Annotated in this window: 29 protein-coding genes and 2 pseudogenes; 9 read left to right on the top strand and 22 right to left on the bottom strand. The window is 69.4% G+C overall.

Features of this window, described 5'->3' with window-relative positions; genetic code table 11:
• The first annotated feature begins 27 nt into the window (after positions 1-27).
• On the top strand, positions 28-663 hold the full coding sequence (locus DQE82_RS23310) for a hypothetical protein (protein WP_147265158.1): 636 nt from the start codon (positions 28-30) through the stop codon (positions 661-663).
• Between the two features lie 3 nt (positions 664-666).
• Here the strand turns inward: DQE82_RS23310 and DQE82_RS23315 are convergent, their stop codons facing one another.
• From DQE82_RS23315 to DQE82_RS23335, 5 genes and pseudogenes are all read right to left on the bottom strand, one after another.
• The gene (locus DQE82_RS23315; protein ID WP_233514750.1) at positions 667-1,152 is read right to left on the bottom strand and encodes a hypothetical protein; all 486 of its coding nucleotides are present in this window, start codon (positions 1,150-1,152) and stop codon (positions 667-669) included.
• Positions 1,153-1,255: 103 nt separating this feature from the next.
• Positions 1,256-1,785, bottom strand: a pseudogene (locus DQE82_RS23320) (SDR family NAD(P)-dependent oxidoreductase).
• A 120-nt stretch (positions 1,786-1,905) separates the two neighbouring features.
• Positions 1,906-2,487 carry a dihydrofolate reductase family protein gene (locus DQE82_RS23325; protein ID WP_113973891.1) on the bottom strand — a complete coding sequence of 194 codons (582 nt, stop codon included), beginning with the start codon at positions 2,485-2,487 and terminating at the stop codon, positions 1,906-1,908.
• A gap of 66 nt (positions 2,488-2,553) precedes the next feature.
• Positions 2,554-3,393, bottom strand: coding sequence for a helix-turn-helix domain-containing protein (locus tag DQE82_RS23330; protein ID WP_233514751.1), 840 nt, complete (start codon positions 3,391-3,393; stop codon positions 2,554-2,556).
• Between the two features lie 27 nt (positions 3,394-3,420).
• Positions 3,421-4,605 (bottom strand): MFS transporter, encoded by a 1,185-nt coding sequence (locus DQE82_RS23335; RefSeq protein ID WP_158559999.1) that lies wholly within the window; start codon positions 4,603-4,605, stop codon positions 3,421-3,423.
• A gap of 133 nt (positions 4,606-4,738) precedes the next feature.
• On the opposite strand from DQE82_RS23335, the gene DQE82_RS23340 reads away from it, so the two are divergent.
• The 3 genes from DQE82_RS23340 (at position 4,739) to DQE82_RS23350 (ending at position 6,630) form a co-directional block, all read left to right on the top strand.
• Positions 4,739-5,332: an ABATE domain-containing protein gene (locus tag DQE82_RS23340; RefSeq protein ID WP_158560000.1), complete on the top strand. Its 594-nt coding sequence runs from the start codon at positions 4,739-4,741 to the stop codon at positions 5,330-5,332.
• 194 nt (positions 5,333-5,526) lie between these two features.
• Entirely contained in the window at positions 5,527-5,889 is a 363-nt protein-coding gene (locus DQE82_RS23345; RefSeq protein WP_113973897.1) for a nuclear transport factor 2 family protein, read from the top strand.
• Between the two features lie 81 nt (positions 5,890-5,970).
• Positions 5,971-6,630, top strand: a complete 660-nt coding sequence (locus DQE82_RS23350; protein WP_113973899.1) for a Type 1 glutamine amidotransferase-like domain-containing protein — start codon at positions 5,971-5,973, stop codon at positions 6,628-6,630.
• On the opposite strand, the gene DQE82_RS23355 is transcribed toward DQE82_RS23350, so the two are convergent.
• From DQE82_RS23355 to DQE82_RS30685, 4 genes are read right to left on the bottom strand one after another with little or no spacing between them, the layout of a single operon-like run.
• Positions 6,631-7,554, bottom strand: coding sequence for an AEC family transporter (locus DQE82_RS23355; RefSeq protein ID WP_113973901.1), 924 nt, complete (start codon positions 7,552-7,554; stop codon positions 6,631-6,633).
• Positions 7,555-7,601: 47 nt separating this feature from the next.
• On the bottom strand, positions 7,602-8,099 hold the full coding sequence (locus DQE82_RS23360) for a VOC family protein (protein WP_113973903.1): 498 nt from the start codon (positions 8,097-8,099) through the stop codon (positions 7,602-7,604).
• Positions 8,096-8,572, bottom strand: coding sequence for a hypothetical protein (locus tag DQE82_RS23365; RefSeq protein WP_233514752.1), 477 nt, complete (start codon positions 8,570-8,572; stop codon positions 8,096-8,098). Before DQE82_RS23365 ends, DQE82_RS23360 begins: the two co-directional genes overlap by 4 nt.
• The gene (locus DQE82_RS30685; protein WP_124778946.1) at positions 8,562-8,780 is read right to left on the bottom strand and encodes a hypothetical protein; all 219 of its coding nucleotides are present in this window, start codon (positions 8,778-8,780) and stop codon (positions 8,562-8,564) included. The genes DQE82_RS23365 and DQE82_RS30685 overlap by 11 nt, the downstream gene beginning before the upstream one ends.
• A gap of 1,025 nt (positions 8,781-9,805) precedes the next feature.
• Here DQE82_RS30685 and DQE82_RS30575 point away from each other — a divergent pair.
• Positions 9,806-10,225, top strand: a complete 420-nt coding sequence (locus tag DQE82_RS30575; protein ID WP_146074850.1) for a hypothetical protein — start codon at positions 9,806-9,808, stop codon at positions 10,223-10,225.
• Between the two features lie 133 nt (positions 10,226-10,358).
• On the opposite strand, the gene DQE82_RS23380 is transcribed toward DQE82_RS30575, so the two are convergent.
• From DQE82_RS23380 to DQE82_RS23390, 3 genes are all read right to left on the bottom strand, one after another.
• Positions 10,359-11,108 (bottom strand): maleylpyruvate isomerase family mycothiol-dependent enzyme, encoded by a 750-nt coding sequence (locus DQE82_RS23380; protein WP_113973905.1) that lies wholly within the window; start codon positions 11,106-11,108, stop codon positions 10,359-10,361.
• Positions 11,109-11,221: 113 nt separating this feature from the next.
• Positions 11,222-11,704, bottom strand: coding sequence for an N-acetyltransferase (locus tag DQE82_RS23385; protein ID WP_158560001.1), 483 nt, complete (start codon positions 11,702-11,704; stop codon positions 11,222-11,224).
• Positions 11,705-11,747: 43 nt separating this feature from the next.
• Positions 11,748-12,374: a VOC family protein gene (locus DQE82_RS23390; protein ID WP_113973909.1), complete on the bottom strand. Its 627-nt coding sequence runs from the start codon at positions 12,372-12,374 to the stop codon at positions 11,748-11,750.
• A 24-nt stretch (positions 12,375-12,398) separates the two neighbouring features.
• On the opposite strand from DQE82_RS23390, the gene DQE82_RS31345 reads away from it, so the two are divergent.
• Entirely contained in the window at positions 12,399-12,521 is a 123-nt protein-coding gene (locus DQE82_RS31345; protein ID WP_255423831.1) for a hypothetical protein, read from the top strand.
• Between the two features lie 65 nt (positions 12,522-12,586).
• Positions 12,587-13,171, top strand: coding sequence for a GIY-YIG nuclease family protein (locus DQE82_RS23395; protein ID WP_113973911.1), 585 nt, complete (start codon positions 12,587-12,589; stop codon positions 13,169-13,171).
• Between the two features lie 2 nt (positions 13,172-13,173).
• On the opposite strand, the gene pyrE is transcribed toward DQE82_RS23395, so the two are convergent.
• From pyrE to DQE82_RS23415, 5 genes and pseudogenes are all read right to left on the bottom strand, one after another.
• Positions 13,174-13,698 (bottom strand): orotate phosphoribosyltransferase, encoded by a 525-nt coding sequence (pyrE, locus tag DQE82_RS23400; RefSeq protein ID WP_064446238.1) that lies wholly within the window; start codon positions 13,696-13,698, stop codon positions 13,174-13,176.
• Positions 13,699-13,717: 19 nt separating this feature from the next.
• Positions 13,718-13,891, bottom strand: coding sequence for a hypothetical protein (locus tag DQE82_RS30880; RefSeq protein ID WP_166456489.1), 174 nt, complete (start codon positions 13,889-13,891; stop codon positions 13,718-13,720).
• Positions 13,888-14,106 (bottom strand): hypothetical protein, encoded by a 219-nt coding sequence (locus tag DQE82_RS23405; protein ID WP_013477111.1) that lies wholly within the window; start codon positions 14,104-14,106, stop codon positions 13,888-13,890. The genes DQE82_RS30880 and DQE82_RS23405 overlap by 4 nt, the downstream gene beginning before the upstream one ends.
• Positions 14,103-14,483, bottom strand: a pseudogene (locus DQE82_RS31510) (hypothetical protein); the annotation flags it as partial. The pseudogene DQE82_RS31510 and the gene DQE82_RS23405, both read right to left, overlap by 4 nt.
• Positions 14,484-14,764: 281 nt before the next feature.
• Entirely contained in the window at positions 14,765-15,955 is a 1,191-nt protein-coding gene (locus tag DQE82_RS23415) for a helix-turn-helix domain-containing protein (RefSeq protein WP_113973914.1), read from the bottom strand.
• A gap of 175 nt (positions 15,956-16,130) precedes the next feature.
• Between DQE82_RS23415 and DQE82_RS23420 the strand changes: the two genes are divergently transcribed.
• Complete coding sequence (locus DQE82_RS23420) at positions 16,131-16,877, top strand: GntR family transcriptional regulator (RefSeq protein ID WP_158560002.1); 747 nt, start codon at positions 16,131-16,133, stop codon at positions 16,875-16,877.
• Positions 16,878-16,959: 82 nt separating this feature from the next.
• Entirely contained in the window at positions 16,960-17,505 is a 546-nt protein-coding gene (locus tag DQE82_RS23425) for an HD family hydrolase (protein WP_113973917.1), read from the top strand.
• A 101-nt stretch (positions 17,506-17,606) separates the two neighbouring features.
• Here the strand turns inward: DQE82_RS23425 and DQE82_RS23430 are convergent, their stop codons facing one another.
• The 5 genes from DQE82_RS23430 to DQE82_RS23450 form a co-directional block, all read right to left on the bottom strand.
• The gene (locus DQE82_RS23430; protein WP_233514753.1) at positions 17,607-18,896 is read right to left on the bottom strand and encodes an MFS transporter; all 1,290 of its coding nucleotides are present in this window, start codon (positions 18,894-18,896) and stop codon (positions 17,607-17,609) included.
• Between the two features lie 469 nt (positions 18,897-19,365).
• Positions 19,366-20,004 (bottom strand): hypothetical protein, encoded by a 639-nt coding sequence (locus DQE82_RS23435; protein ID WP_113973921.1) that lies wholly within the window; start codon positions 20,002-20,004, stop codon positions 19,366-19,368.
• On the bottom strand, positions 19,997-20,410 hold the full coding sequence (locus DQE82_RS23440; RefSeq protein WP_018788809.1) for a hypothetical protein: 414 nt from the start codon (positions 20,408-20,410) through the stop codon (positions 19,997-19,999). The genes DQE82_RS23435 and DQE82_RS23440 overlap by 8 nt, the downstream gene beginning before the upstream one ends.
• 481 nt (positions 20,411-20,891) lie before the next feature.
• The gene (locus tag DQE82_RS23445; protein ID WP_051610978.1) at positions 20,892-22,193 is read right to left on the bottom strand and encodes a helix-turn-helix domain-containing protein; all 1,302 of its coding nucleotides are present in this window, start codon (positions 22,191-22,193) and stop codon (positions 20,892-20,894) included.
• Positions 22,194-22,347: 154 nt separating this feature from the next.
• Positions 22,348-23,565 (bottom strand): hypothetical protein, encoded by a 1,218-nt coding sequence (locus DQE82_RS23450; protein ID WP_043324712.1) that lies wholly within the window; start codon positions 23,563-23,565, stop codon positions 22,348-22,350.
• Positions 23,566-23,771 lie beyond the last annotated feature (206 nt).

Raw genomic sequence — 23,771 nt, forward strand, 5'->3', positions numbered from 1 at the left:
GGCGCCTTGCCGCCGGGTGCGATGGTCGTGGCGGACATCGAACCGTCTCGGCTGCGGGGGTGGAGCGACGTGAGTACCGACATCTGGGGTGGGGTGGAGATCCGGCCGCACGGTACGGGTTCGCCGTGGGAGCTGACCGACATCAGCCTGCGGGAGGTCTCCACCATTTACGACGCCTTCGGCCTGCTGTTCGGTGTGCGCAACTTCGCCGGGTTCGAGCCGGTCGCGCCCGGCCGTGGCCTGCCGGACGACGTCAGCGCGAGCCTGCGCGCTCGTCACTTCACCGAACGCCATCACGACCCCACCTGGGTGTCGTGGGCGGAGGTGGCACGCATCGACTGGAGCGCGCCATCGCCCCGGGTGGACGACCGGATCCACGTGTACGACCTGACGGCCGAAGGACCGCGCTACCGGAGCAAGGCCACCCGGCACGGGCGATCCTGGCGCGAGGTAGCCGGCGAGCACGCGGATCACCGGGGCAGCAGTTACCCGGAGGGCACCGAATGGCGCTCGGGAAACGTGATGTGGCGGGTGGAGCGCCTGTCCAACAGCGATGCGCTGCAGCGTGACCCGGCGCTGCGCGCGGTGCTGGAAGGCATGCGCGAGCTGGCCGAACGGCACGGCGAGGACAACGTACGACTCGTCGTCTGGTTCGACAGCTGACGCCTACCCGTACAGGTGCACGCGGTGGTCGACGTCGCGGTCCGGCGCGCCGAAGGATGCCACCGCACCGTGTCCGACGTGCACCAGCCACTCCTCGTAGTACCAGCTCGGATCGCACCCGCAGCCGGTGAACCGGAAGTTGGCCCGGTAGCGGCCGACCTGCCCGGGGGCGAGCGTGAACAGCCGTGCCGACGCCGACGGGCGCGGAAACGCCGCCGACCCGGGCAGCCGGTCCACGACGATGCACGCCTGGTCACGCCCGAGCCAGAGCCCGGCCTCGCGGGTCAGCGCGACGTCTCCGGCGCGTACCCCGTCCCGGTGCTCGTAGCCGGCTGCCCGGTCGGCTAGCACCTCGTGGACGACCACCTCGCCCTCCGGCAGCGCCCGGGGCAGCGGCATCGCCCGGACCAGGCCACGGCGGGCGTTCGCCGCAGGCGCGCCGCGGGCGTCGGCGGTCCACCGGACGCGGACCCGCTGGATGAGGATCACCGCCCAGGTGTACCCGCGCTGCCCGGCGCGCGCCAGCGGAAAAGGGAGAACTCTCCCCCGCCGCAGCCGTCCTTCCGGTCATCACCCTGGCCGTTCCCGATGGTCAGATGGTGAATCCGCCGTCGACGTTCACAGTCGCGCCGGTGACGTAACGCCCGTCCGGGCCGGCGAGGAACGCCACCGCGGCGGCCACGTCGGCCGGCTGCGCGTAGTGGCCGAGGGCGGTGAACCCGTTGATCGTGTCCGTGTTCGGGCCGTCGGCCGGGTTCAGTTCGGTGTCCGTGGCGCCGGGGTTCACCAGGTTCACGGTGATCGCTCGACCGCCGAGTTCGCGCCCGAGCGCCTTGGTCAGACCGATCAGGGCGGTCTTGCTCATCGCGTAGAGCGAGAAGCCCGGGAAGACCGCCCGCTCGGCCGTGTTGCTGCCGATGTTGACGATCCGCCCGCCCGCCGACATGTGGCGCACCGCGGCCTGCGAGGCGACGAACGGTGCCCGGACGTTCACCGCGACTGTCTGCTCGAACTCGTCGAGACTCAGCTGCTCCAGTTGTCCGAGCAGGAACGCGCCCGCGTTGTTGACCAGGATGTCCAACCGGCCCAGTTCCCGGCCGCCCGGTCCACCGCCGCGCCGATGCCACGGCCACCACCGGTGACGAGAGCTACCTTGCCGTCGAGTGCGTTGTTCACGGGAGGAAGCCTGGTCGACGTCGGGCCGTCTGTCCGGCGGGGATCGGACGCCGCGTTCGCGCTCGGTCAGCGGCGCACCCGGTACCGCAGGTGAAGCACCCGCTCGCCCGGGAGCACGACGTCCGGATCCTCCAGCAGGTGCTGCGCGTCGACCGACCCGAAGAAGCGCTTGCCGGACCCGAACACGACGGGTACGACGTCCATGCGTACCTCGTCGACCAGGCCCGCGGCGAGCGCCTGGCCGCCGACGTCACCGGCGGCGACCTCGACGATGCGGTCCCCCGCAAGTTCCTGCGCCTTGGCCACTGCCGCCTCGACGCCGTCGACGAAATGGAACGGCGCGCCGGGGTTCCAACCCTCGGGCGGCGGCCGGTGCGTCACGACGACCACGTGGGCGATGCCGCTCGGCGGCGTCCCGTCCCAGCCGTCGGTCAGGTCGAACACGTGCCGCCCGACGACGGTCACCCCGATCTGATCCCAGTACGGCCGGACGTAGTCGTGGGACGTCTGCGACACCCGCAACGCGCCGCTGCCGTCCAGCGGGACGTCCCCGCTGGTCAACCAGTCGAACAGCGGCCCGGGCTGGTCGTTGTCGTCCGCGACGAAGCCGTCCACCGACACCGAGCTGTACAGGACCACAGTGCCCACGCCGGTTCTCCTCTTCCTTGGGTGGCCCCAAGTTAGCGGGCCGCGGGCCGCCGTTCTTGTAGGAAATCAATCGGCCGGCAGCGACCAGCCGTCGATCACGTGGCCGGGGTGTTCGCGCAGGAACCGCCGCCGGACCTCGACGTACCGGGTGGGTGTGAGGCCGGTGAACGCCCGGAACTCGTGGCCGAAGTGGGCCTGGTCGAAGTAGCCCGCGTCGCTTGCCAGCTCGCCCCAGTCGACCGGCCGGGTGGGGTCGATCGCGAACACTGCGGCGGCGAAGCGGTAGGTGCGGGCCAGCCGCTTCGGTGTGACGCCGACGAGTTCCTTGAACCGCTGCGTCAGATGGGTGCTGCTGACACCGGCCGCCGTCCTCAGGTCGCGGATCGGCACCGCGCCGCTGGTCGCCGCGATGACGCCGCTCGTGTGCCGGACCAGCCCCAGTCCGGTGGTCTCGGACAGCCGTCGCCTCAGTTCCTCCTCCAGCAGCGCCAGCATCTTGTGCGGCCCGTCGGCCGCGGCCAGCCGGTCGCGCAGGTCGGCGACGGCGGGCCGGCCCCAGACCTGCTCCAGCGTCACCGGCCGGTCGCGCAGCTCGGCCGCGGGCATCGGCAGGAACGGCGCCAGGCCCCACGGCTTGACGTGTACGCCGACGGACCGGGTCGGGCGCGGGTAGCCGAACTCGAACGCGCGGGTGGGCGTGGTGATCACGCAGCCGTCGGCGTACCCGGTGGTCTCTACGTCGGTGCCGCCGCGGACCCGGAACGGCGCGCCGAGGTTGACGATGAGCAGCGCCGCCGGCATCGGCGGCAGCGTCAGCCGGGGGTACGGGGGCGTGCCCGCCAGGTAGTAGAGGTCGTCGATCAGCCCGTCCAGCGGCGGTCGCGGCACTCTGGACACGTACTCCACGCCCACAGCATCGCGGACGCCCCGCCGTCACCGCCGACGCCCCGCCGGGATCGATTCACGAAAGGCCGCGCCGCCCTTGCTGTGCGGCGGCGGAATGAGTCGTTCGCCGAGGGCGAGCGCGAGGGCGACAGCGCCGAGCAGGGCGCCGATCAACATCGTGCCGGCGGCACCGTGGCTTTCCAGTACGAGGGCCCCGAGAAAGGCGCCGCCGGTGATGCCGACGTTGACGGCGGCGGACAGCGTCGCGGCGGCGAGATCGGAGCGGCCGGGCGCCACCTGAAGGACGAGGCCGCCGAGCGCCGCGGTGAACGCGGCGAACCCCAGGCCGGCGAGTGCGATCAGGACGACGGCAACCGCCGGGTGGTGGCCGAACGCGTACAGGCCGAGCAGCGCCACACACTGCAGTGCAACCGTCGCGACCAGGGCGGACCACGGGCTGCGGTCGACCATCGGTCCGGCAGCGAGGATGCCGAGGACGCTGGCGACGCCGCGCGCCAGCAGGATGGTCGCCATCGACGCGGCGGGCAGTCCGGTGACCTCGGTGACGAACAGGGCGATGTAGGTGTAGCCGGCGATGGCGCCGGCGGTCGACAGGACGGCCACGACGACCAGAAGCCAGAACCGGCGGGAGTCGGGGGTTCTGCCCCGGCCGGCGTGTCCCTGTGCCGGCCCCGTCGACGGCAGCAACCAGGCCACCACGGCGAAGACGAGCACACCGAGCCCGGCCACCGCCAGGAACGATGCCCGCCAGCCGGCACGTTCACCCAGCCAGGTGCCCGCGGGCACGGCCAGGACGAGGGCGACGTTGCCGCCGGCGAACACGATCGCGACCACCCGTCCGTGCAGTCCGGGCCGGAACAGCTCAGCCGCGGTCGGCACGACGACCGCCCAGAACAACGCATGAGTGGCCGCGGTGGCGACCCTGGCTGCCATCAGCATGGTGAACGTACTCGCGAACACCGTGATCGCGTTGCTGACGACGAAGCCGGCCAGGAGCGCCGACAGCAGCCGTCGGCGAGGAACTCTGCGCACCAGCGCCGTCAACGGGACCGAGGCGACCATCACCACCGCGCCGTACACGGTGACGAGCATGCCCACTTGGGACGGCGGAACGGCCAGGTCCACGGCCATCGGCAACAGCAGCCCGATCGGCAGCGCCTCGGCTGCGGTGTAGAGGAACGTTCCGCCGGCGAGGCCGATCAGCGCGCCCACTGCCCGCCGGTGTGCGTGCGCCTGGCCCATTGTTACCCCCTAAACCGGCTATGACGGAAACACTCTAGGAAGGCTCCTCGTCACGGGGCAACTGGTAAAGTCGGTTTTGATGGAAACAGCAAGGGTTACGCGGATGCGCCTGGTCGGCGGCGACCTCGCGCTGGACTTCCTCAACACCCGCGCCGGCCCACCCGTCGGGCCTCCGGACGACGACGTGCTCACCGGCTACGCCGAGCTGATCGCCTGGAGCGTGTACGCGGGCACCCTCACCGAAACGCAGGCGGCGGCGTTGCGCCGGCTGTCCCGCGGCAGTCCGGACAGCGCCCACACCGTCTTCGCGCAGGCACTTCGCACCCGTGACTACCTGGACGAGGTGTTCCGGCCACTGGCCGCCGGCGAGGACCCGGGCGCAGCGGCGCTGACCCGGCTGCGCGACGACGAAGCCGACGCGCTCGCCCACGCACAGCTCATGCGCGGGAAGACATTCGCATGGTCCTGGCGGGACGACCACACGCTTGCCCGGCCCTTACGGCCGGTGGTCCATGCTGCGGTCCAGCTTCTCACCACGGGTGCGCTCGATCGGATCAAGCGATGCGCGGGCTGCCGCTTCCTGTTCATCGACGAGAGCAAGAACCGCAGCCGTCGTTGGTGCAGCATGGACGACTGCGGGACCGCGGAGAAGATCCGCCGCTACGTCGAGGTACGACGCATCCGCCCCAGACGGTGAGCACATGGCGCGAGACGGCCGGCCGCAGCGCCTTCGAGGAGCAGATGTGGGCACGCGCCGGCAGGTGGGCGGAGATCACAACGGGACGGTCGTGGCGCGCCGTGGGGCTGCGTCCCTACCGTCCGGGTCTGCTCGCGTTCTGCTGACCGCTAAGACGTCTGCGCGAGGTCTCACCCACCGGCCATGCTGGCTCCGTGGATTCGCCGAGACGCCCTACCTCCCAGGCCCTGCTCACGAACCTCTACGCGGCCTTCAACAGGCGTGACATCCCCACGCTGCTGGCCGCCATGACGCCGGACGTCTCGTGGCCCAACGGCTGGGAGGGAGGCGTCCTCAGCGGCCGGGACCAGGTGAGTGCCTACTGGCGGCGGCAGTGGGACCGGCTCGAACCCGTCGTCACACCGACGGCGTTCCGCACGGAGCCGGACGGCCGGATCGCCGTCACCGTTCATCAGGTGGTGCACGACAAAGCCGGAACGAAGCTCGCCGACCACACCGTCACGCACGTCTACCGCCTCGACGACGGCCTGGTGGCGGCGATGGAGATCCGCGAATGACGCGACGCGCGTGGCGATGAGTTTCGATGCGGTGCCCGGTCTGCATTCCCGTGCACCCAGCCGCTACTACCGGAGGTAGGCGTGAAGCTTCTTCTCACATCCGCGGGCGTTCAGAACCCGAGCATTCACGATGCGCTGGTCGGCCTGCTGGGCAAGCCGGTCGCCGAGTCCAACGCGCTCTGCATCCCCACGGCCGCCTACCCGATGGGCGGGCCGGCCTCGGCCTGGCGTTTCATCACCGGTCAGACGCCGCTGCCGATGACCGGCCTCGGTTGGAAGTCGCTGGGCGTCCTGGAGCTGACCGCGCTACCGAGCATCGGCCAGGAGCGGTGGGTTCCCTGGGTCCGCGAGGCGGACGTCATACTGGTGCACGGCGGTGACGCGACGTACCTGTGCCACTGGATGCGGCAGTCCGGGCTGGCGGGCCTGCTGCCGTCGCTGCGGGACACCGTCTGGGTGGGGTTGAGCGCGGGGAGCATGGTGCTGACCCCGCGTGTCGGGACGGACTTCGTCGAGTGGCAGTCCGCGCCTGACGACCGCACGCTGGGGCTCGTCGACTTCTCGATCTTCCCGCACCTGGGCCTCGAACCGGACAACACCATGGCGAACGCCGAGAAGTGGGCGGCCGAGGTCGCCGGTCCGGCGTACGCGATAGACGACCAGACGGCGATCACAGTGGTCGACGGCACGGTCGAGGTCGTCTCCGAGGGGCAGTGGAGGCGGTTCCCCGCCGAGCGGTAGCTACCCGAGCAGCGCCGCCGCCGCAGCCAGCGTGGCCAGCGACAGCGTCGTCGTCACCACCACCGCCCGGTTGGCCACCGCCTCACCGACGCCGTACTCCTGCGCGAAGATGAACGTGTTCTGCGCCGTCGGCAGGCCCGCGCACACCACCACGGCGAGCAACTGCGGCGCGGACAGGTGCAGGGCCAGGCCGGCCGCGTACGCGATGACAGGTTGTGCGACAAGCTTGAGCGCGCTGATCGCGGCCAGCTCTCCGGGCCCGGTCGGTTCCGCCCGCGACGGCGCCGCGGGGTGCAGCGACGCGCCGAGCGCGACCAGGGCGGCGGGCGCCGCGGCGCCCGCAAGCAGCGTCAACGGTGCGACGGCCACCGACGGCAGACGCACACCGGCGGCCGAGCACGCGACACCGAGCAGCGACGCCAGGATCACCGGATTGCGTACGGGCAGCGAGGCGACCCGGCGCACCCGGACCCGCCCGGCCGGGTCGCTGCGCCGGTCCAGCACGACCACGATCACGGGTGCCACCACCAGCACCTGCAGCAGCACCACCACCGCCAGGAAAGACACGTCGCCGAGAACCTGCGTCGCGATCGGGATGCCGAGGTTCGCCGAGTTCACGTACCCGGCGGCCATGCCCCAGATCGGCCGCTCGCCGGGCTCGCGACCGAACAGCCGGCTCGCGCCGCCCCAGCCGAACCCGACCACGGCGACGGTGCTCACCCCGAAGGCGAGCAGCGAGCGGCCCGCGAACCCGGACAGCGGCATCCGGGCCAGTGCCAGGAACAGGGCGGCTGGCATCGCGAGCTGGAACACGAACCGGCCGAGCACCGACGCCGCGGCCTCGCCCAGCAGGCCCCAGCGACAGGACGCGTAACCGACAGCGGTGAGGATCCAGATCGGTACGAACGCCGACACCAGGCTCATGCGGGCGTCACCGGAGGGCGGGCGTCACGGCTCGAATGGTCTCTGGCTCAGCGGGCGGAGCGCATGTACTCGTCGATGGTGCGGAAGATGACGTCCGGCCCGCCTTCCCACGCGGGTTTCGGGTCCGGCTGACCCGGAGCGGGCTGGTACAGCCACCACAGATTGCCCCACGGGTCTTCGATCCGAGCAAGCGTCAGCGATCCGTAGAACGGTGTCGGCGGTGTCACGACCACCGAGCCCCGATCGACGGCGCGAGCCAGCATCGCCCCGACGTCGGAGGTCCAGACCTGAAACATGCCCGAATGCGTCCGCCAGCCTTCCTGCGGGTCGGCGAGCAGCACCAGGGAGTCACCGATCCGCACCTCGGCGTGGATGAGCGTGCCCGCTGGCGTCGGCGTTCGCGCCTCGGTGACTTCGCGGGCGTCGAAGACCTCCTCGGCGAAGGCTATGAAGCCGGCCGCGTCCGCCACGACGAGGAACGGATTGACCGTGTGACCGCGCCCCGTGATGGCACCGCCGTCGAGCGTGATCTGGTCGTTCTTCATGCGCGCATGTCTATCAGGCGGCAGTGACAAAGCCCCGACCTGAGTGTCCGTCCTGGTCCGCCGTAGAGGGCGACGAGGACGCGGTCCCGCAGGATCTCGTACTGCCGGCGGCACCGGACGGGTGGGCCCGGCGGGCGTTGCTGAACCTGACCGCCGACGACGACTTCCGACGGCTGGAACTGGTCGGCTGTCAGGTCCACCTCGCGGCCGTCGGCCAGCCGGTTCCAGTAGTGGTGGCCGACCTTGGTGTCTCCGGCGTGGACCTCGCCGAGGATCAGCTCTCCGCCGAGCAGGTCCTGAATGATCAGCGCGGTCACCCCGCACTGCCCACGGGCTGGGTTGCCGGCGTGCCAATCCTCCAGGTCGTGCGGGTCGCAGGTGTCCGCTCCCCAGCCGGCGCGCAGCACCGGCCGCAGCATCTCCAGGTCGATCGCGAGCGGGACTGATCTTTGGTCGTGCTCCTCATACGTCACTCGGGAAGGGTCGGCCCTCGACCGGGTCGAGAGTCAAGAGATCCGACCCGTTCGACCCGGAAGGCGGCCTGATCACTTCGGACAGGTCGATGGCATCCGCGATGCCCCGGACGACCTTCAGCTCGCTTCGAAACAGTCGCTCACGCACGGATGCTGGCTGCTCGGTGAGCATGTCCGGCACACGTCCGTCGTTCGGTACGAACACCATCGTCCCGGAGTACTCACGGCAGCTCGATCACCACGCCGAGCCGACACAGCGCTCGTAAAGACGTCAGACGGTGCGTAGCAGCGGTACCTGTAGGAGTAGATCCACCGGCACACGCATTGGCGTTCCCAGCACGAGCCCCCCTTCCCCGGGCTGCCAAGCGGGCCGCCATACGGATCTGCCGCGAGTTGCGTGCCGTGGCCGGCCACTGCCGGACCCCCGGCATCACCGGCGTGCCTGGGATGCGAGCGCGATGGGCGGGGCACTCCTCGGCCAAGGCGCGGACCTGGTCGGCTTCCAACTCGAACGCTTCACGGCTGCCGGTGAGCAACGTGTCGGCGGCGATGTCCCACCGCAGATGATCGCGGAACTCTCGATACCGGACTCGCCGGTGATCGGCGGTCAACCGCGCCGGCCACGCCTGAGCGGGTAGCACCACGGTGTGTGGCCGGCCGGTCCCCAACCGGGAACGGACCTGCTTCCACCGCGACGGCGGGAACGCGAGGCGGTGATGCAGCAACACCAGGTCGAGCGGGCGCCCCCAACTGTGATGGTGGGGACGTGTCGCGCGACGAAGGGGAAGATAGACCATCGTGTGTGGCGACCGGGCAGCCAGTCCCCACGCCAGAGCGAACAGCGTCGCTGTTTCCTTGTCGAGGCAGAACTGGGCTCCAAGAGGGCCCTCGTACAGACCGGCGAACCCCGGCGGTCGTGCCGGCCGCATGACCCGGTACCGATGGCGCCCGAGGTGAACGGTGCTGACCATCACCGGCCATTCGTGTCCGCCCAACCGTCGACCCACTCCAGCAACACCCTTCGACCCTCGTCGTATCGCTGTCCGGTGACCATTGTCGCCAGGCCCGGCACGACACGGCGACAGAGTTACCTGACGGCGGGGAGCCCGGCTCAAGACCGGGGGTGTACTCATGCCGCCGACGTGCCGCACCAACCGTCCGAATACTTTCGCGCCCGAGCCGCCGGACGTAGACGGAAGCTGTTCCGAGGGTCAGCGCCAGTAGGGTCAGCGGGTGAGCAGATCGTCCGGACGGGCCGGGACCTTTCGCACGCTGTACCACGGGCAGGCCAAGGCCGACACCTCACGAGGTTACGGCCTGTTCCTGATTCGTCGATCGGGATCGTGGGCGCAGCACTGGGCATCGATCAATGCCGGACGGCAGCCTGTCCCACCGCCGCCGCCGGTAGACCTCGCGAAGGAGACGGTCGTCATTCTCTCGGTCGGGGACCGTCCTGTGCTCGGCTATGACGTCACGATCGAGGACGTGACAGTGCGAGAGACGACTCTGGTGGTGACCGGCGTCGAGAGGCGTCCCGTGGGCGACGTGACGCTGGACATGGCGTGTTCACCGGTGCACATCGTGGCGGCACGATTCGGACCCGAGGCCTTCGAGGACATGCTGCTGAACCTCCGTATCGTGCCTGCGGAATGACGTGAGCCGGTGATGTGGGAGGCGGTACCGCGCCGCCTGCCGCTTCCCCGCCTGTCTCACCCGTCCGGGTCTGTCGACGAGCGGATGGGACCACGGTGGGCGGCACCGGGCTGACCTCGCCGGGATGACGGCGTCACTTCCAGGTGATCGTTGCCTTTGCCCGCCAGAGATCCAAGACGGCCGCGTCCCCGCGTAGTTCGAGGCGTTCGGTCCCACTCCGGTTCCACAGCAGGAGGTAGAGCTCGGACGCAGGTCCCACGACGGTCAACTGGGCCGGCATCTCACCGGCTACCAGGCGGCGCCCGGCCGGCTCGATGGAGAGCGTCCATCCCGCGTCGATATCAGTCGGCACAAGAGCCATGCTGACGGGTGGATCGGCCACCAGAAGCCCACCGGGCCGCCCGAAGAAGCCATTGAGCAGTTCGTCGATGCCGTCAGCGGCGAAGGAGGGGGCCCAGGAGGGAACCGTTGAGACAGCCGACTCGGCATCGGCACGGTGTACCGCGGTTTCGTGAGCCTGGCGACGTGCCCAGAACGCCAACGGCGAGGGCGCGGGCAGAAACGTCCAGCATTCAACGCTCTCGTCAGCCGCTGCCAGCGTGTCCACGAGTGCGCGGTGGCCCTCCCGAAACCAGTCCAGCAGCTCGTCGTCCTCGACTGCGGCGAAGAACTCCGCCTCCTCGCGACTGGAGTAAGGCTGATGGTGCCCCGTGATGACGTGGCCCGTGGCCCAGCGATGGACGCCGCTGACATGGCGCAGCAGATCACGGACCTGCCATCCAGGGCAGGTGGGCACGGGTGCGTCCAGGCCCGCCCGGTCCGCCGCCTCTGCCAGTCGGGCGCCTTCCTCATCCAGCGCGGCAATGTGCTCGGCGATACGCATGACGGGAGCGTCCCACGCACCACCGACCCTCTACCAGGCGGAAAGGGCCGGCGCACCCTCGTACTCCGCAAGCAGCTCCCGCCGCCGCGTCGCGCAAGGCCACGGCGCGACGTCTAGGCCCTGTCTCCCGGATCTTGGAGGGTGGGGTCGAAGGTGAGGTTGAGTAGTTCCAGGCCGGTGACGGGCTTGAAGCCGATCTGGGTGTAGAGCGCCAGGGCGGGGATGTTGTCGGTCTCGGTTTGGAGCGACACGCGATGCGCGCCGGCGGCACGGGCGTTGCGGATGACGTGCTGGAGCAGGGCCTTCGCGATGCCGCTACGGCGATGGTGCGGGGCCACGTAGAGGTCGCGGATCGACCACGAGGTGCCCAGCCTGAGCGATGCCGGCGTGACCGTGACCGTGATGAAGCCGCGGACGTGATCAGCTCGGATGGCGGCAGCGGCGGAGATCCGGTGTTGTGCGATCTGGTCCTGCAGCCAGGAGCGGGTTGTCTCCGGGGCCGACGGCTGGCCGTAGTGCACCCGGTAGTCGTCGAACAGAGCAGCTACCTGATCGAACGCCGGATGGGCGGGGCTCATCGGCACGACCGTCGTCATGCCGTCAGTGTGGCCGATGGTCCAGCCTTCGAGAGGGCCACCACTATCGGCCGACCCAGGTGGCGACGCACGCTTCATTGCCCTCGATGTCGGCCAAGACCCACCACTTCGGTGCGTGCGCATCGGAGACCAGCCGGCCACCCGCAGCCAACGCGGCGGCGATTCGGGCCTCGGCCTGATCATGTGGGACGGCGACATCGAGGTGCATGCGGTTGCGTTGTGGGCGCCCGGCGTCCATCGGCTGCAGCCCGAAGCTCGGACCCCGACGCGCCGGGTCGGCCAGATAGTCGTCGTCGATCTGGCGGTAACCCAGCAGCGCCCGCCAGAACGGCAGCACGTCCGCGCCGACCAGCGCGTCGAGAGTGACGTTGACGAGCTGCACGGCGGTCGGGTCGGCGGGGATGTCCAGATCCCTGGCGGCAGCCGAGATCCGCCGGGCCAGCGCGACGTCGCGCGACAACAGGGACACCGTGACGCCGACATGACGCAGATCGACGTTGACGTACTGCTGCTCCGCGCCACCGGCGAGCCGGCCGATCTCATCGACGAACGCTATGCCCTTGGTTAGCGAGCCGGTGCGGAAATACGCCGAGACCACGTGGTAGAGGCAGCGCCAGTCCTCGACACCGTCGGCCGCGTGGAACTCCCCGGCCGTGATCTGCACCGTCATGCCGGCGAACCTAGCATCGGCTGCGTGACGCAGCGCACCGTCGCGCTCGCACGCACAGGCCGGCAGCGCACTCCTGTGCCGCAGATCGGGCGGGCGCTCGGTCCCTCGGCACCGCCGGTTGAGCAGGTCGTGAAAGTCGCCTGCTGATCACCCTGCCGGTGTCCAGGTGCGGAGCGCATCCCCACCCGATCTCGACCGGTCGAGCGCCTAGGATGGTCCCGGTGACCTTCCCCGAACGGCGACCCGCCGACGTCCCGACCGACGAAGAACGGGTCGACGAGGCCCTGCGGTTGCTCTCCGGCCCGCCGGTCGCGCTCGACGTCGCCGTCAAGCGGCTCGCCCGTGGCGGCGGCGTCTACGCCTGGTGGGCTGCTCCTTCGGTCCTCCCCGACCTCCCCGGACCGCCGAACGACACCGACCCGTCGCGGCGGATGCTCTATCTGGGCCGGGCCACCAGCCTACGGGGCCGGATCCTGCGCAACCATCTACGACGTTCCGGCAGCTCGACCCTGCGCCGCGCGTTGGCCGGGCTTCTCGTGTCCGAGGGCTACCGCACGATTTGGACCGACCGCGTCGTCCTGGTCCCCGCAGACGAGACACGGCTGACCGCCTGGATGCACACGCACCTGCGCCTGACCTGGGCGGAAGACCCCGAGCCGACGGTCATCGAAGCCGAACTCGTCCGGCGCCTGCACCCACCGCTCAACGTCCACGGCGTCGACCCCGAGCACATCAAGGCCGCAGTGGTCGCCGCCAAGAACTCGTACAACGCCAGCAGCGGCCCGGAGCAGCCCTAGCTTCACGCCGTCAGCGATGCCTCCAGATCACGACGGGTGAGGGCGGCGCGGAGGTGCAGCCCCTCGGCCGCCAGGTTCTCCCGGCCACCCTGCTCGCGGTCGATGGCGCAGACCACCGTCTCGACCTGGGCACCGACGGACCGTAGTTGTCCGCACGAGGTCAGGAGCGCGCCTCCGGTGGTCACGACGTCCTCGACCACCACGACCCGCAGACCGCTCACGCGACCGCCCTCGGCCAGTTTCGCGGTCCCGTACTCCTTGGCCTGCTTGCGCACGAAAACCGTGGGCAGCCCGGTCAGCTGCGACATCACCGTGGCGATCGGGATGCCGCCCATCTCCATCCCCGCCAACACGTCGCACTCCGGAAGCAGAGCCACCATCGCCTCGGCGACCTCGCGCAGCAGCTCCGGCTTCCCCTCGAACAGGTACTTGTCGAAGTACTCGTCGCTGACCTGCCCGGATCGGAGATGGAACCGGCCGGTGAGGTGGCAGGTGTCGTAGACGCGGCGCGCGAGCGGGTGAGTCACCGGCCCAGTCTCGCACCCGTCAACCGATCCGGCGGATGCGTACCCTCGGACGCTCGTTGCGCAGGTGCCCCAGCTTGTGCTGACGGACCTGCTCCTCCCACACCTCCTGGTCGTACTCCGGATCCGGCGCCGTCCACCGGTGCGACCCGTCGCTGTAGTGGAACTTCTCGTCGCCGGCCCGCAACACGCTCACCGCAGCCACCCCAGGAACCGCCGGTGCAGCGTCCCCGCCGGCGCCCAGCTCAGATCCGCCGTCGCCCGCACGAGCTGCGCCCCCAGGTACACCGCCAGCGACACCGGCGCACCCTCGTACTCCGCAAGCAGCTCCCGCCGCCGCGTCGCGCACGGCCACGGCGCACCGCACCCACCGCACGTCCAGACCGGCAGCACCGGCCCGTGGGTGCTCACCCGCGCACCCCCAGGAAGCGGGCGACGCTCGCGCGCGCCTGCCGGCTGGTCGCCCACGCGACCTGCCAGCAGGGGTACGGAGTCAGCCGCGCCCACCACAGCCGGCAACCCACGCACATCCCGTCCAGACCCCGTACATGCACTGCCAGGATCGCCTGTTCCGCAGTCCTCACTGGTCCTCCTGCGGCGGCCAGTGACCACGATTGATCGGTACGCGGTGGCGGTTCCGGCACGGCAGCTCCGCACCGCAGCGGCACACCCACCGCCACTTCCGCCACGACCAGGCCGGGCGATGCCGGCGTACGAGCGTCGACGCGACCGCGAGGAGGTAGCCCTCGTACGGCAGGCGCGGCTTGGCGGGTGCGACGTCGGCATCCCGATGCGGCGCTTGCGCCGCTGCCGACTCACCGGGCGCTGTCTGCGCGTGATCCGATTCAGCCAGCCCGAGGGCTCTCCGCTTCGCCGCCTCCCATTCGGCCTTCTGCGCTTCCTGGCCCGTGGGGCGCCAACGGTTCCGACCGCCCATCACCACCTCCGTCCGCTCCGGCGCGACGGATCACCTCACAAGGGAGTGCGGCGTCGCGCCCGGCAGGATGAGGCGTTTCCTCACCCGAAAACGGACACTAGGGCCGCATGGTGATGGAGAAATTACCGCTGGTTATGCCGCCAGGCTGATGCCCAGACGCCCGGCCAGCAGACGCAGCTCGTTCGGCACGGCCCGCCGCTTGGCCCGCTGCGCCATCGCGACGACCGCGTCCTGGGCGAGCGGGTTGAGCGAGAACGGCACCGGCGCTGCCTGCTCCGCGCGCACGAACGCTGCGATCGCCTCGTTGTCCCGGCGACCGGAATCGGCCAGTGCCCGCCCGAGGTCGAGCCAGTACGACATCTGCCGGATCGACGCCGCCAGCACCTGCGGCCGTACCGTGCGGGACAGCTCGATCACCCGGCCGGGCTCGCCGGACTCGGCCGCGATGGACATCTCCCACAGCGTCACGTTCGTCGGCCCGAACCCGCAGCCGTTGAACCCCATCCCGTCAGCCGGGTCACCCAGGGTCGCCGCTTCCCGGGCGGCCTCGGTCAGATGGTCGCGCGCGGCGTCGAGACGCCCGCTGACTGTCGAGGCCAGAGCCGCCGACAGGTGCAACTGGCCGAGCATCTGCCGGACCCGTTCGTCGGAGGCAGCGGACTGAAGCTCCGCGAGCGACCGGTCAGCAGCCCGCGCGGCGAGCGGGGCCGACTCGATCGGCAGGCTCTGCGCGTACGCGAAACGGGTCGCACCCAGCCACGCCGCCTCCTCCACGTCCTCGGCCGCCGCCACCGCGACCCGAGCGGCGTTCAACGCCAGGTGGCGATAGCCGAGGTGCCGCAGGCAGGCCGACGCCTGGTACGCCACCTGTGCGAGCGCCGGTCCGCCCGCCGCAGCCGCCTCCAACAGTAGGCCGGGCAGCATCTGGGCCATGGCCGGGAAGTTCGAGCGGTGGCGAAGCTGCTCACTGCGCGCGATGCCCGCCGCCAGTTCTTCCCGGCTGAGCGTCGACGGCCGCCGCTCGCCGTCCTCGATCTCGATGAGCGCCGACCAGATCGCCGGCACGCACTCCGCCGCGCGCTCACGTGCGGGGTCACCCGTCTCGGTGCCCTGCCCGAGCAGGTCCGCAACCGTCACCTGCAACGCGGCGGCCACGGCGACCAAGGTGGAGCGCCTGTCGATCGTCTTGCGACCCGACTCGACCTGGGAAATGTAGGACTGGCTGACGCCGGCGAGCCCAGCGAGGACGGCCTGGCTCATCCCGCCACGGCGCATCCGCCAGTAGCGGACCCGGGCGCCGATCGTGTCGGCCTTGCTGGCCATGTCTCGCCTGCCTCCCAGGACGAGGGCTGGGACTTCGGCACCGGCCGGTGAGCCGGCATGCCCGTGCGCCAGTGTACGTGGATCGGTGCTCTCGCATCGACGTCGAGGGGTTCCTACCTGCCGCTCCCCCGCGCTCTGTGGTCGACTGGTTGGGCTGACCGGAGGTGCCGCCGACATGCCAATGCCGCCTGCCTACTTGGCTATCGCCGCCGACCTACGTGCCGCGATCCTGTCCGGAGAACTTCCCGCTGGAGCCAAGTTGCCGTCCGAATCCGGCCTGATGCGCCAGTACGACGTGAGGCGGACCGTCGCCAAGTGGGCCATCGCCGTGCTGAAGGGCGAGGGCATCGTGGAGGGTCGCGCCGGATCCGGCGTATACGTCCGGGGCACCACCCGGCTGGTTCGTCACGCCCGTGGCCGCAACGTTCGCTCCGACGACGGGCCGACTTCCCCGTTCGCGCGCGACGCGGCCGGCGCCGGGCAGCAGGGCGCCTGGGAGCACGACAGCCGACATGAGCGGGCCGATGAGCGAATTGCCGCCCGGCTCGGCATCGAGCCGGGCGCACCGGTGATGCGGACGTCGTACCGCTTCCTCGCCGACGGCGAACCGATACAACTCTCCGTGTCGTACGAGCCACTTGCCCTCACCGAGGGCACTCCGATCGAGTGGCCCGAGGTCGGAGAGATCAAGGGCGTCGTTGCACGCATGGACACCATCGGCGTACGGATCGACGAGGTTGTGGAGCGTGTCAGCCTTCGCTCGGCGACCGCCGACGAGGTCGAGGCGCTCAACCTGCCGGCCCGCACGTTCGTGCACACCATCGAGCGGACCTACACCGCGGGCGGTACGCCGGTGGAGACGGCCCACATCGTGCTACCAGGCGGCCGGTATGACCTCGTCTACCGTCTCCCCATCGACTGACGACTGGCGAGGGGATGCGGTGTCGACGAGCTCAGCGGGTGAGAGGGCACTTCCAGTGGACAACGATCCTCATGCAGGAGCCATGAGCTTCATCTTCGAGGCCGGCGTGCTCAAGCGCGCCGCCCGGACCGGTTGGTGGTTCGCCGGTGTGAAGCAACCCGAGTCGATCGCCGAGCACTCGTTCCGCACGGCGCTCATCGGCATGATGCTCGCAGCCATGGAGGGCGCCGACCCGGCTCGCGTCTCGATGTTGTGCATCCTGCACGACACGCAGGAAACCCGGATCACCGACATCCCCCACATCGCCAAGCGCTACCTCACCGCTGCGCCCAACACCGCCGTCACCGCCGACCAGGTCGCCGACTGCCCGCCCGCCGTAGCCGATCTGATCAACGCTGCCGTCGCCGAGTACGAGGCCGGCGAAACCCTGGAAGCGGTCGTGGCCCGGGACGCTGACAAGTTGGAGTGCCTCGTCCAAGCGGTCGAGTACCGGCATCAGGGAGTCGCGGACGTTCAACGCTGGATCGACAGCTCGCGAGCCGCATTGCGGACTACGTCCGCTCACCGTCTTGCTGACGCCGCTCTCACTGGTGCACCGATGGCCTGGCTGAATCCACCGAACCCGTGATCAGAGGTCGAACGGCGGCCCTTCGACATCTAGCTTTCCGTCGCCTGTCTCACACACCCGGATCTGCCGAGAAGCGGACGCGTGGACTGCGCACGAGGGCGTCATGGCGGGTTCGATTCCGGAGCACTACGTGCGAACGTCGCGCGGTTGAGGGAGGTTTCACTGCGGTCCGTTACAGCGCCGTCCGTCACGGCGAAGCGGATCACGAGTGGACCCCGACGTCCCAGCGCCCACACGGTGAGCGCGAAGCAGCAGAGCGCCGTTCCCGTGATCGTGACCGCTGTCCAGCCGCCCGCGGACCAGAGCGTGGTCGCGGCGGCGGAGCCGATAGCAGCGCCGATGAAGTTGCCGGTGGCTAGCGCCGTGTTGAGCCGGCTGCGGGCCTCGTGGGAGAGGGCGAACAGCCGCGCCCGGTTGAGGAGAGCCTGCGTCTGGAGGGCAACATCGATCATGATGATCGCGATGATGATAAGTACGACGGACCGGCCGGCGAACGCCGCGACGACGAAGGCGCCGAGGGCCAGTACCCAGGCCGCGCCGGTGGCCGGAAGCGACCAACCGCGGTCGTGCAGACGACCGCCGTGCAGGCCGGAAAGGACACCAGCGAGGCCAGCCAACCCGAACATCCCAATCACCGCTACCGGGTACCGGAACGGTGGGCCGCTGAGCAGGAACGTCAGCGCCGTCCAGAACAGCGAGAACGCGGCGAACCCTGTGGCGGCCAGGACCAGCGTCCATCGGGCCGCCCGCTCGCGCATGACCACCGCTCCGACCGAGGCGATGAGCTGCGGGTATGGCATGCGCGTCCGCGGTGCCAGCGGTGGAATCGCGCGGTAGAGCAGGACCGCGAGCAGGACGGCGACGAGCGCGGCGAGGGCGAAGATCGCACGCCACCCGGCGGCGCCGGCGACGAACCCGCTGATCGTGCGGGAGGCCAGGATACCGGTGAGGGTTCCGGACCCGATGGCGCCGACGATCCGACCGCGGTGGGCGTCGCCGGCAAGGTACCCGGCGAGCGGTGTGAGGACCTGCCCGGAAATCGTCGTCACGCCGAGCACGCCGAGTGCGAGGAGGAGTACGCCGATCGACGGCGCCAGCGCGCACAGCAGTAGTGCGGCGGCCGAGGTCAGCAGCATCGCCGGGACGAACCGGCGGCGGTCCAGGACGTCGCCGAGCGGCACGAGCAGCAGCACGCCGATGGCGTACCCGACCTGCGTCGCGGTGACGAGCCAGCCGGCCGTCGCGGTCCCGGCGCGTAGATCGCCTGCGATGAAGCTGAGCAGCGGCTGCGCCCAGTACAGGTTGCCGATGGCCGCTCCCGCCGCCAACGCGAACAGGAACGTCAGCCGGCGGCTCATCTCCGACGGCGGTGCCATGCGGGTTGCTGCCACCCTGCCACGCAAGGCGCGGGATCAAGGCGTGGGGCCCAGCGAGGGCCTGAGCGTGGCAGGGCCGCATCCGCCGGGATGTCCAGATCTCTCCCGGCACCCTTCAGGCGTGCCCGGACAGGTCGACACGGCGGGCAACGACAGTCCCCACCGGTGGGGTCGCAGTAGGGCACAAGACGCTGTCATGGCGATCGCGTGGGTATGGCTCGTCGCGTTCGCGGCCAGCGGGCGACGCCGTTGCCTTGGCATGATCGGGTGCGCACATCTGCCGCGATCCGGGTGCTGCCATCTCACGTCCACCAGTTACTCATTGTTGGCGGACGTGGGTGGCCGATCCGCCGCCGTCGTGCCGTCCCCAACGCCTGGCCGGCGGAACCTCTGCACATCTGGCGTATCTGCCTCTGCACGAAGTTGGCTCCGGCAAGATTTTCGTAGCCGGAGATCGCCATGGCGTCCTGACCCGGTGACGGGCTCAGACTTCCTTATTGTCGACCCAGCGACAAAACGGGTCCGTGGTGTCCTCGTCGCCCATCTCGGCGGGCTCCGCCACGATCTCCAGCCCGGTCGCCGGGGCGGTGACACCGAAGGTGCGGTGCAGCCAGTCCCGGTAGGGCGCATTGACGATCTCGTGGTCGGCGTCCCACGGCTCGGGCGGCGCGCTGAACTCCTCGTTCCAGCAGATCTCCCGGTAACCGATCGCCAGCAGCCGCAGAAAGTCGACCGCATCATCGGCGAGCACACACGTCATCATCGAGCCGCTGCCCGAACCGAGATGAACGATCCTCACCTGTCCCCGACCGTCGCGCCACAGCGCGGCCATCGAACCCTCGCCACCAGTCTGCGCGAACGGCCACAACCGCGCGGCCGCATCCGGGACCGACTCGTCGAACCAGGACCGTGCGTACGACAGGGTCTGCTCGGCGGTGTAGCCACGCAACTCGATCGAGGTGCCCACCCAGCCGTTGTCGCTCAACGAGCCGTACAGATCCCCGTCGTGCCCTTTCACCACGAAACCCTGCTCGTCGACCCAGGCGAAGAGCAGGCGCAGCGGCTCCGGAAGGTCGAATCCGTCCGGCACCCGTGCCAGCGTCGTCTTGAGGAAGTCACCCACGCCCGGCAGCGTACGAGATCACCTCGCCCTCCCACAGTCCCAGCCGCACTGCACGGTCGCCGACGTGCAGGGTGCCGCCGACCAACTGGCCGACCTCGTCGTGCTCCGGGTTCCAACCGCTCAGCACTCCCGCGATCACTGAGGCGAAGGGCTCCTCGCCGGAGGCGTCCCGCCCGACCCAGCGGCCACCGTCGTAGTCGTAGTCGTAGGCCGACCGCCAGCCCTCGTCACCCGGAGCCGTCGGCACGATCGTCATGGACCAGTCGCTGCGCCCGTCGAACAGCAGGCCACGGCCGTCGTCCACGACGAGGTGGACCGGCCCGGCGGTGAGATCGACCGGGTCACCGGGCCAGCGCCAGGCCAGCCGCGTGACCGCGGCCAGGCGGCAACCGATCAGCATGTCCATCAGAATGGTTTCGTCAGTTTCCTGCCTAGTAGTGACCGTTGGTGTCGTAGAACCGGCCTTGGCGCCGCAGCACCGGCGAAACCGCCATTTGAGCCGTACGGGCGGGGATCGTTGCCCCCCGCATCATAGAGATGTCGCTGTTCACACCGCTCTACGAGGAGCACGCAGCCAATCCGCCCTCGGTCCGCGATGTGTTCGATTCGTCGACCGCCACGACCGCTGGCGAGCCTCAACACGAGTCAACGCACTGATCTGCCGCGAGTCGCGTGCGGCGCTTTTGGCCGATCGCGCTTCGTGAGGACGTCAAGATCTTGCGAGCGTGTGGCGATTGCCTTCGTCACCGTGACCGGGCCACACGCGGCGGCCGGGCTGGCGTCCTGTGGCTCCGCGTCCGGCTTGACGCCGCCGACACGGATCTGCCCGGGTCTTCCCGCTGTCGGCGCGAATTTGGCGCCTTGTACTTACCTCGGACCGGGCGCTGCTACCACGGCAGGGTCTGTTGCTGGACGAAGCGGCTGGTGATCTCCGTCAGCCGCGCCGGGACGGTGTTGGCGCCCCGGCGCAGATAGAACTCGGGCTTCTCCCGGTTGTATGCATGCCAGCCGGTCCCGACGGGGACCTCGACCAGCAGCACCGTTTTGCCGTCCACCGACACCGGGCGCACGGTCGCCTCTGGGTCCGGATCGATGTTGCTGCGGATCATGTTGTGCAGCGCGAGCATGAGCTCGTCCAGCTTCGTCGCGTCAACGCCGACGATTTGGCTGTCGTCGGTCACCCCGATCAGCACGGTTCCGCCCTCGCCGGAGGCGAACGCGGCCACCGTTTTGAGCATTTTTCTCCTGTGCTCGCTGACGGGTAGCTGCTCCTTGAACTCGACGTACTGCGATTCGCCGCCGGCGATCAGCACGCTCGCGTCAGCGCCGGGCAGGTCCCAGATGACCGAACTGTCGGTGTCGCCGCCGGGCCCAGGCGCGGGGAAGTAGCGGAAGTCCAGCCAGTCGTCGTCGGAGCGCAACATCACTATGGTGGCAGGCGCGAGGCCTCGCGGCAGCCGGAACCGGAGGCGCCCGGTCGTGCCGACCGGGCGGATCTGCCGGTTCTCCGGGGTGGCCAGCTCCACTTGTGCTCCGGCGAGCTCGGTTCCCTTCACGTGCACGGTCAGCGCGTCGGGGGCGATGGTGAGACGGTCGAGCCAGCCGCGGCGGTCAGCTCGGACGATGCGCCACAGCATGTGCGTGGGCCGGGGACCGTTCTCGACGGTGGTCTTGTAGAAGAAGGCGTTGAATGCCGCTTCGGTGTTGAGGAAGCTCGGCCCGTCGCCGACCAGCACCTTCCGCGGCCGCGTCGGGACCTGCGTCGTCGGGCTGAGCTGCCATTCGGTGCGTGGCCACGGCAACACCGCGTTGTTGTAGCGCACCTGACTGGCGATCCGCTGGAAGCTGCCGCTGTCTTGTACGGCCGGGGCAGACACCGTTAGTTCGGCGACTTGCTGCGACATGCCCCGCACCAGGTCGGCGGCCAGGGGCCCGGGCAGGCGGCGCTCAACGAAAGCGTCCTCGCCGTATGTCCAGTTACGCTCGCGGAGAGGGCTGTCGGCGTCGATGAGTACCTCGCCGTAGCCGATCCTCCAGGCATCCTTCTCGCCGTATAGGGCCAGTCGGACGTCAACGTCGTTGCTTTGCTCGATCATGCCGGTCAACTCGTCAACCGGCGTCATGCCGTTCTCCATGGCCGGCACCACCCTCCGCGTCGCCGTCGTCCTAACGCGGGCGTCGTCCGCCACGCTGTTACACCTGTTCGGCAATGGCCACGAGCGTACGCCGGGCCTGGCATGCCCCGCCGCTCAGTTATCCACCCAGGCTGCCATCGGGACGGCGTCCGTAAGGGTGCGCATCACCCGGCCGTACCTACTGTCGGGTCGCTCGCTGGTAGCGGCATTACCCCGCGCGCCCATCCCTTGCCGCGTTCGGCTGGGACAACAGGTGGGAAGGGCGTCGGGCAGTATCGACGCGAGCCGGCCGCGGGATCGGATGGGGCACCAACAGGTGGGGCGCAACTACCGTCGGCAGGCTGTCCAGCCAGTCGGTGAGCTCCTCGGGACGCCGAGGCACGAAGGTCCCGATCGTCCGCAGTTCCTTCGAACTTTGCAGCGCCGCCCGTACAGCCTTGTCAGGGAACACCGCCTCGCAGTATGCGTAAGCGACTGAGATTGCGTCGATGTCGACGATGTCGTTCACCGTCCACTTGTGCAGTGGATTCTTGTGGTACCTCGTCTTCACGCTGATCGCTACCTGGGTGTGGGGCATCGAGCCCATGAACGACCTCAACTCATCATCCGCTGGTTCGAAATCAGGCATTCCCCCCTTCCTACGATCGATCCGCATCCGGGTGTACATGTCCATCCACTCGTGCACGATCTCGCGCGCGCCGATGAGATCCCGCAGCCGGCCACGGCGCCACTTCGGGTGCTCGTTGAGCACGCGTTCGGTGTCGAGCTCCCATTCAACCCGTTGCTTCTGACCTTCGAGCGCCACCTCAGGCTGGAAGTTCGGATCGGCTCGGAGGACCTCGAGGTCCTCATCAGATGGGCCCCGCAGCATTCGGCGCTCCATCTCGTAGTTCATCCTCGCCATCAGCTTGTCGAAGTCGGCGTCGCTCATCTCTGCACGAACGGCTTCGGAGCCGTCGCCTCCGGCGCCATTGCGGATCTTCATCCCGCCGACCCAACCGAACGCTTGGCCAAACGTCGGCCGGACGAGCAGCACGCTTTTTGCCGAGATATCTTCACCCATGATCTGCGCCATGCCTGCCTCGAACTCGAGCTCCGCGATGACCGTGCGACCCAACAGGTAGTTGTAGTCAGACAAAGTCTCGAGGATGTCCGCGAGGTCGCCGCGCTGCTTCGGGTTGGTGATCTTCGAGATCTCCCACAGGTGCTCTCCACTAAGCGGGAACATGGCCCGCTGCTCAAGCTTCGCTCGCAGAGCCGCCTTGTAGAGGTCAACGTAACTTTCCGGGACCTTCGTGTCACCGCCCAGCGCCCGGGCGATGTAGATGATCGTGTTCAAGTCCAAGTACACGAGCGGAATTCGCGGGCGCATGACATTCGCCCACACGAGCTCCTCGGTCATCGGAGCCCTCAACTCGGCGGTCACGACGACACCTCCCTGCAGAACGCAACACAAGTCTGAACCCGACTACCGACATCCGCCTCGTAGTTTCTCCGCGGTGGCTTAGTACTCCAACGTCACTTGGATTCGGCGTTGGGCGTGGCGTGGGTATGAGGGCGGCCACCGCGTTGATCATCGATGGTTTGTGAGGACAACCGAAGATCGCGCGATGGCCGTGGGCCACAGCGTAG

This window comes from Micromonospora sp. LHW51205, from assembly GCF_003315815.1.
Taxonomy (GTDB): Bacteria; Actinomycetota; Actinomycetes; order Mycobacteriales; family Micromonosporaceae; genus Micromonospora; species Micromonospora chalcea.

Coding starts and splice junctions, on each gene's coding strand:
- DQE82_RS23340 (WP_158560000.1), top strand. CDS start 4,739: ATGCGCCTGGTCGGCGGCGACCTCGCGCTGGACTTCCTCAACACCCGC.
- DQE82_RS23355 (WP_113973901.1), bottom strand. CDS start 7,554: ATGAGCCTGGTGTCGGCGTTCGTACCGATCTGGATCCTCACCGCTGTC.
- DQE82_RS23360 (WP_113973903.1), bottom strand. CDS start 8,099: ATGAAGAACGACCAGATCACGCTCGACGGCGGTGCCATCACGGGGCGC.
- DQE82_RS30685 (WP_124778946.1), bottom strand. CDS start 8,780: ATGGTGTTCGTACCGAACGACGGACGTGTGCCGGACATGCTCACCGAG.
- DQE82_RS23380 (WP_113973905.1), bottom strand. CDS start 11,108: ATGCGTATCGCCGAGCACATTGCCGCGCTGGATGAGGAAGGCGCCCGA.
- DQE82_RS23385 (WP_158560001.1), bottom strand. CDS start 11,704: ATGACGACGGTCGTGCCGATGAGCCCCGCCCATCCGGCGTTCGATCAG.
- DQE82_RS23390 (WP_113973909.1), bottom strand. CDS start 12,374: ATGACGGTGCAGATCACGGCCGGGGAGTTCCACGCGGCCGACGGTGTC.
- DQE82_RS23395 (WP_113973911.1), top strand. CDS start 12,587: ATGGTCCCGGTGACCTTCCCCGAACGGCGACCCGCCGACGTCCCGACC.
- DQE82_RS23415 (WP_113973914.1), bottom strand. CDS start 15,955: ATGGCCAGCAAGGCCGACACGATCGGCGCCCGGGTCCGCTACTGGCGG.
- DQE82_RS23420 (WP_158560002.1), top strand. CDS start 16,131: ATGCCAATGCCGCCTGCCTACTTGGCTATCGCCGCCGACCTACGTGCC.
- DQE82_RS23425 (WP_113973917.1), top strand. CDS start 16,960: ATGAGCTTCATCTTCGAGGCCGGCGTGCTCAAGCGCGCCGCCCGGACC.
- DQE82_RS23440 (WP_018788809.1), bottom strand. CDS start 20,410: ATGGACATGCTGATCGGTTGCCGCCTGGCCGCGGTCACGCGGCTGGCC.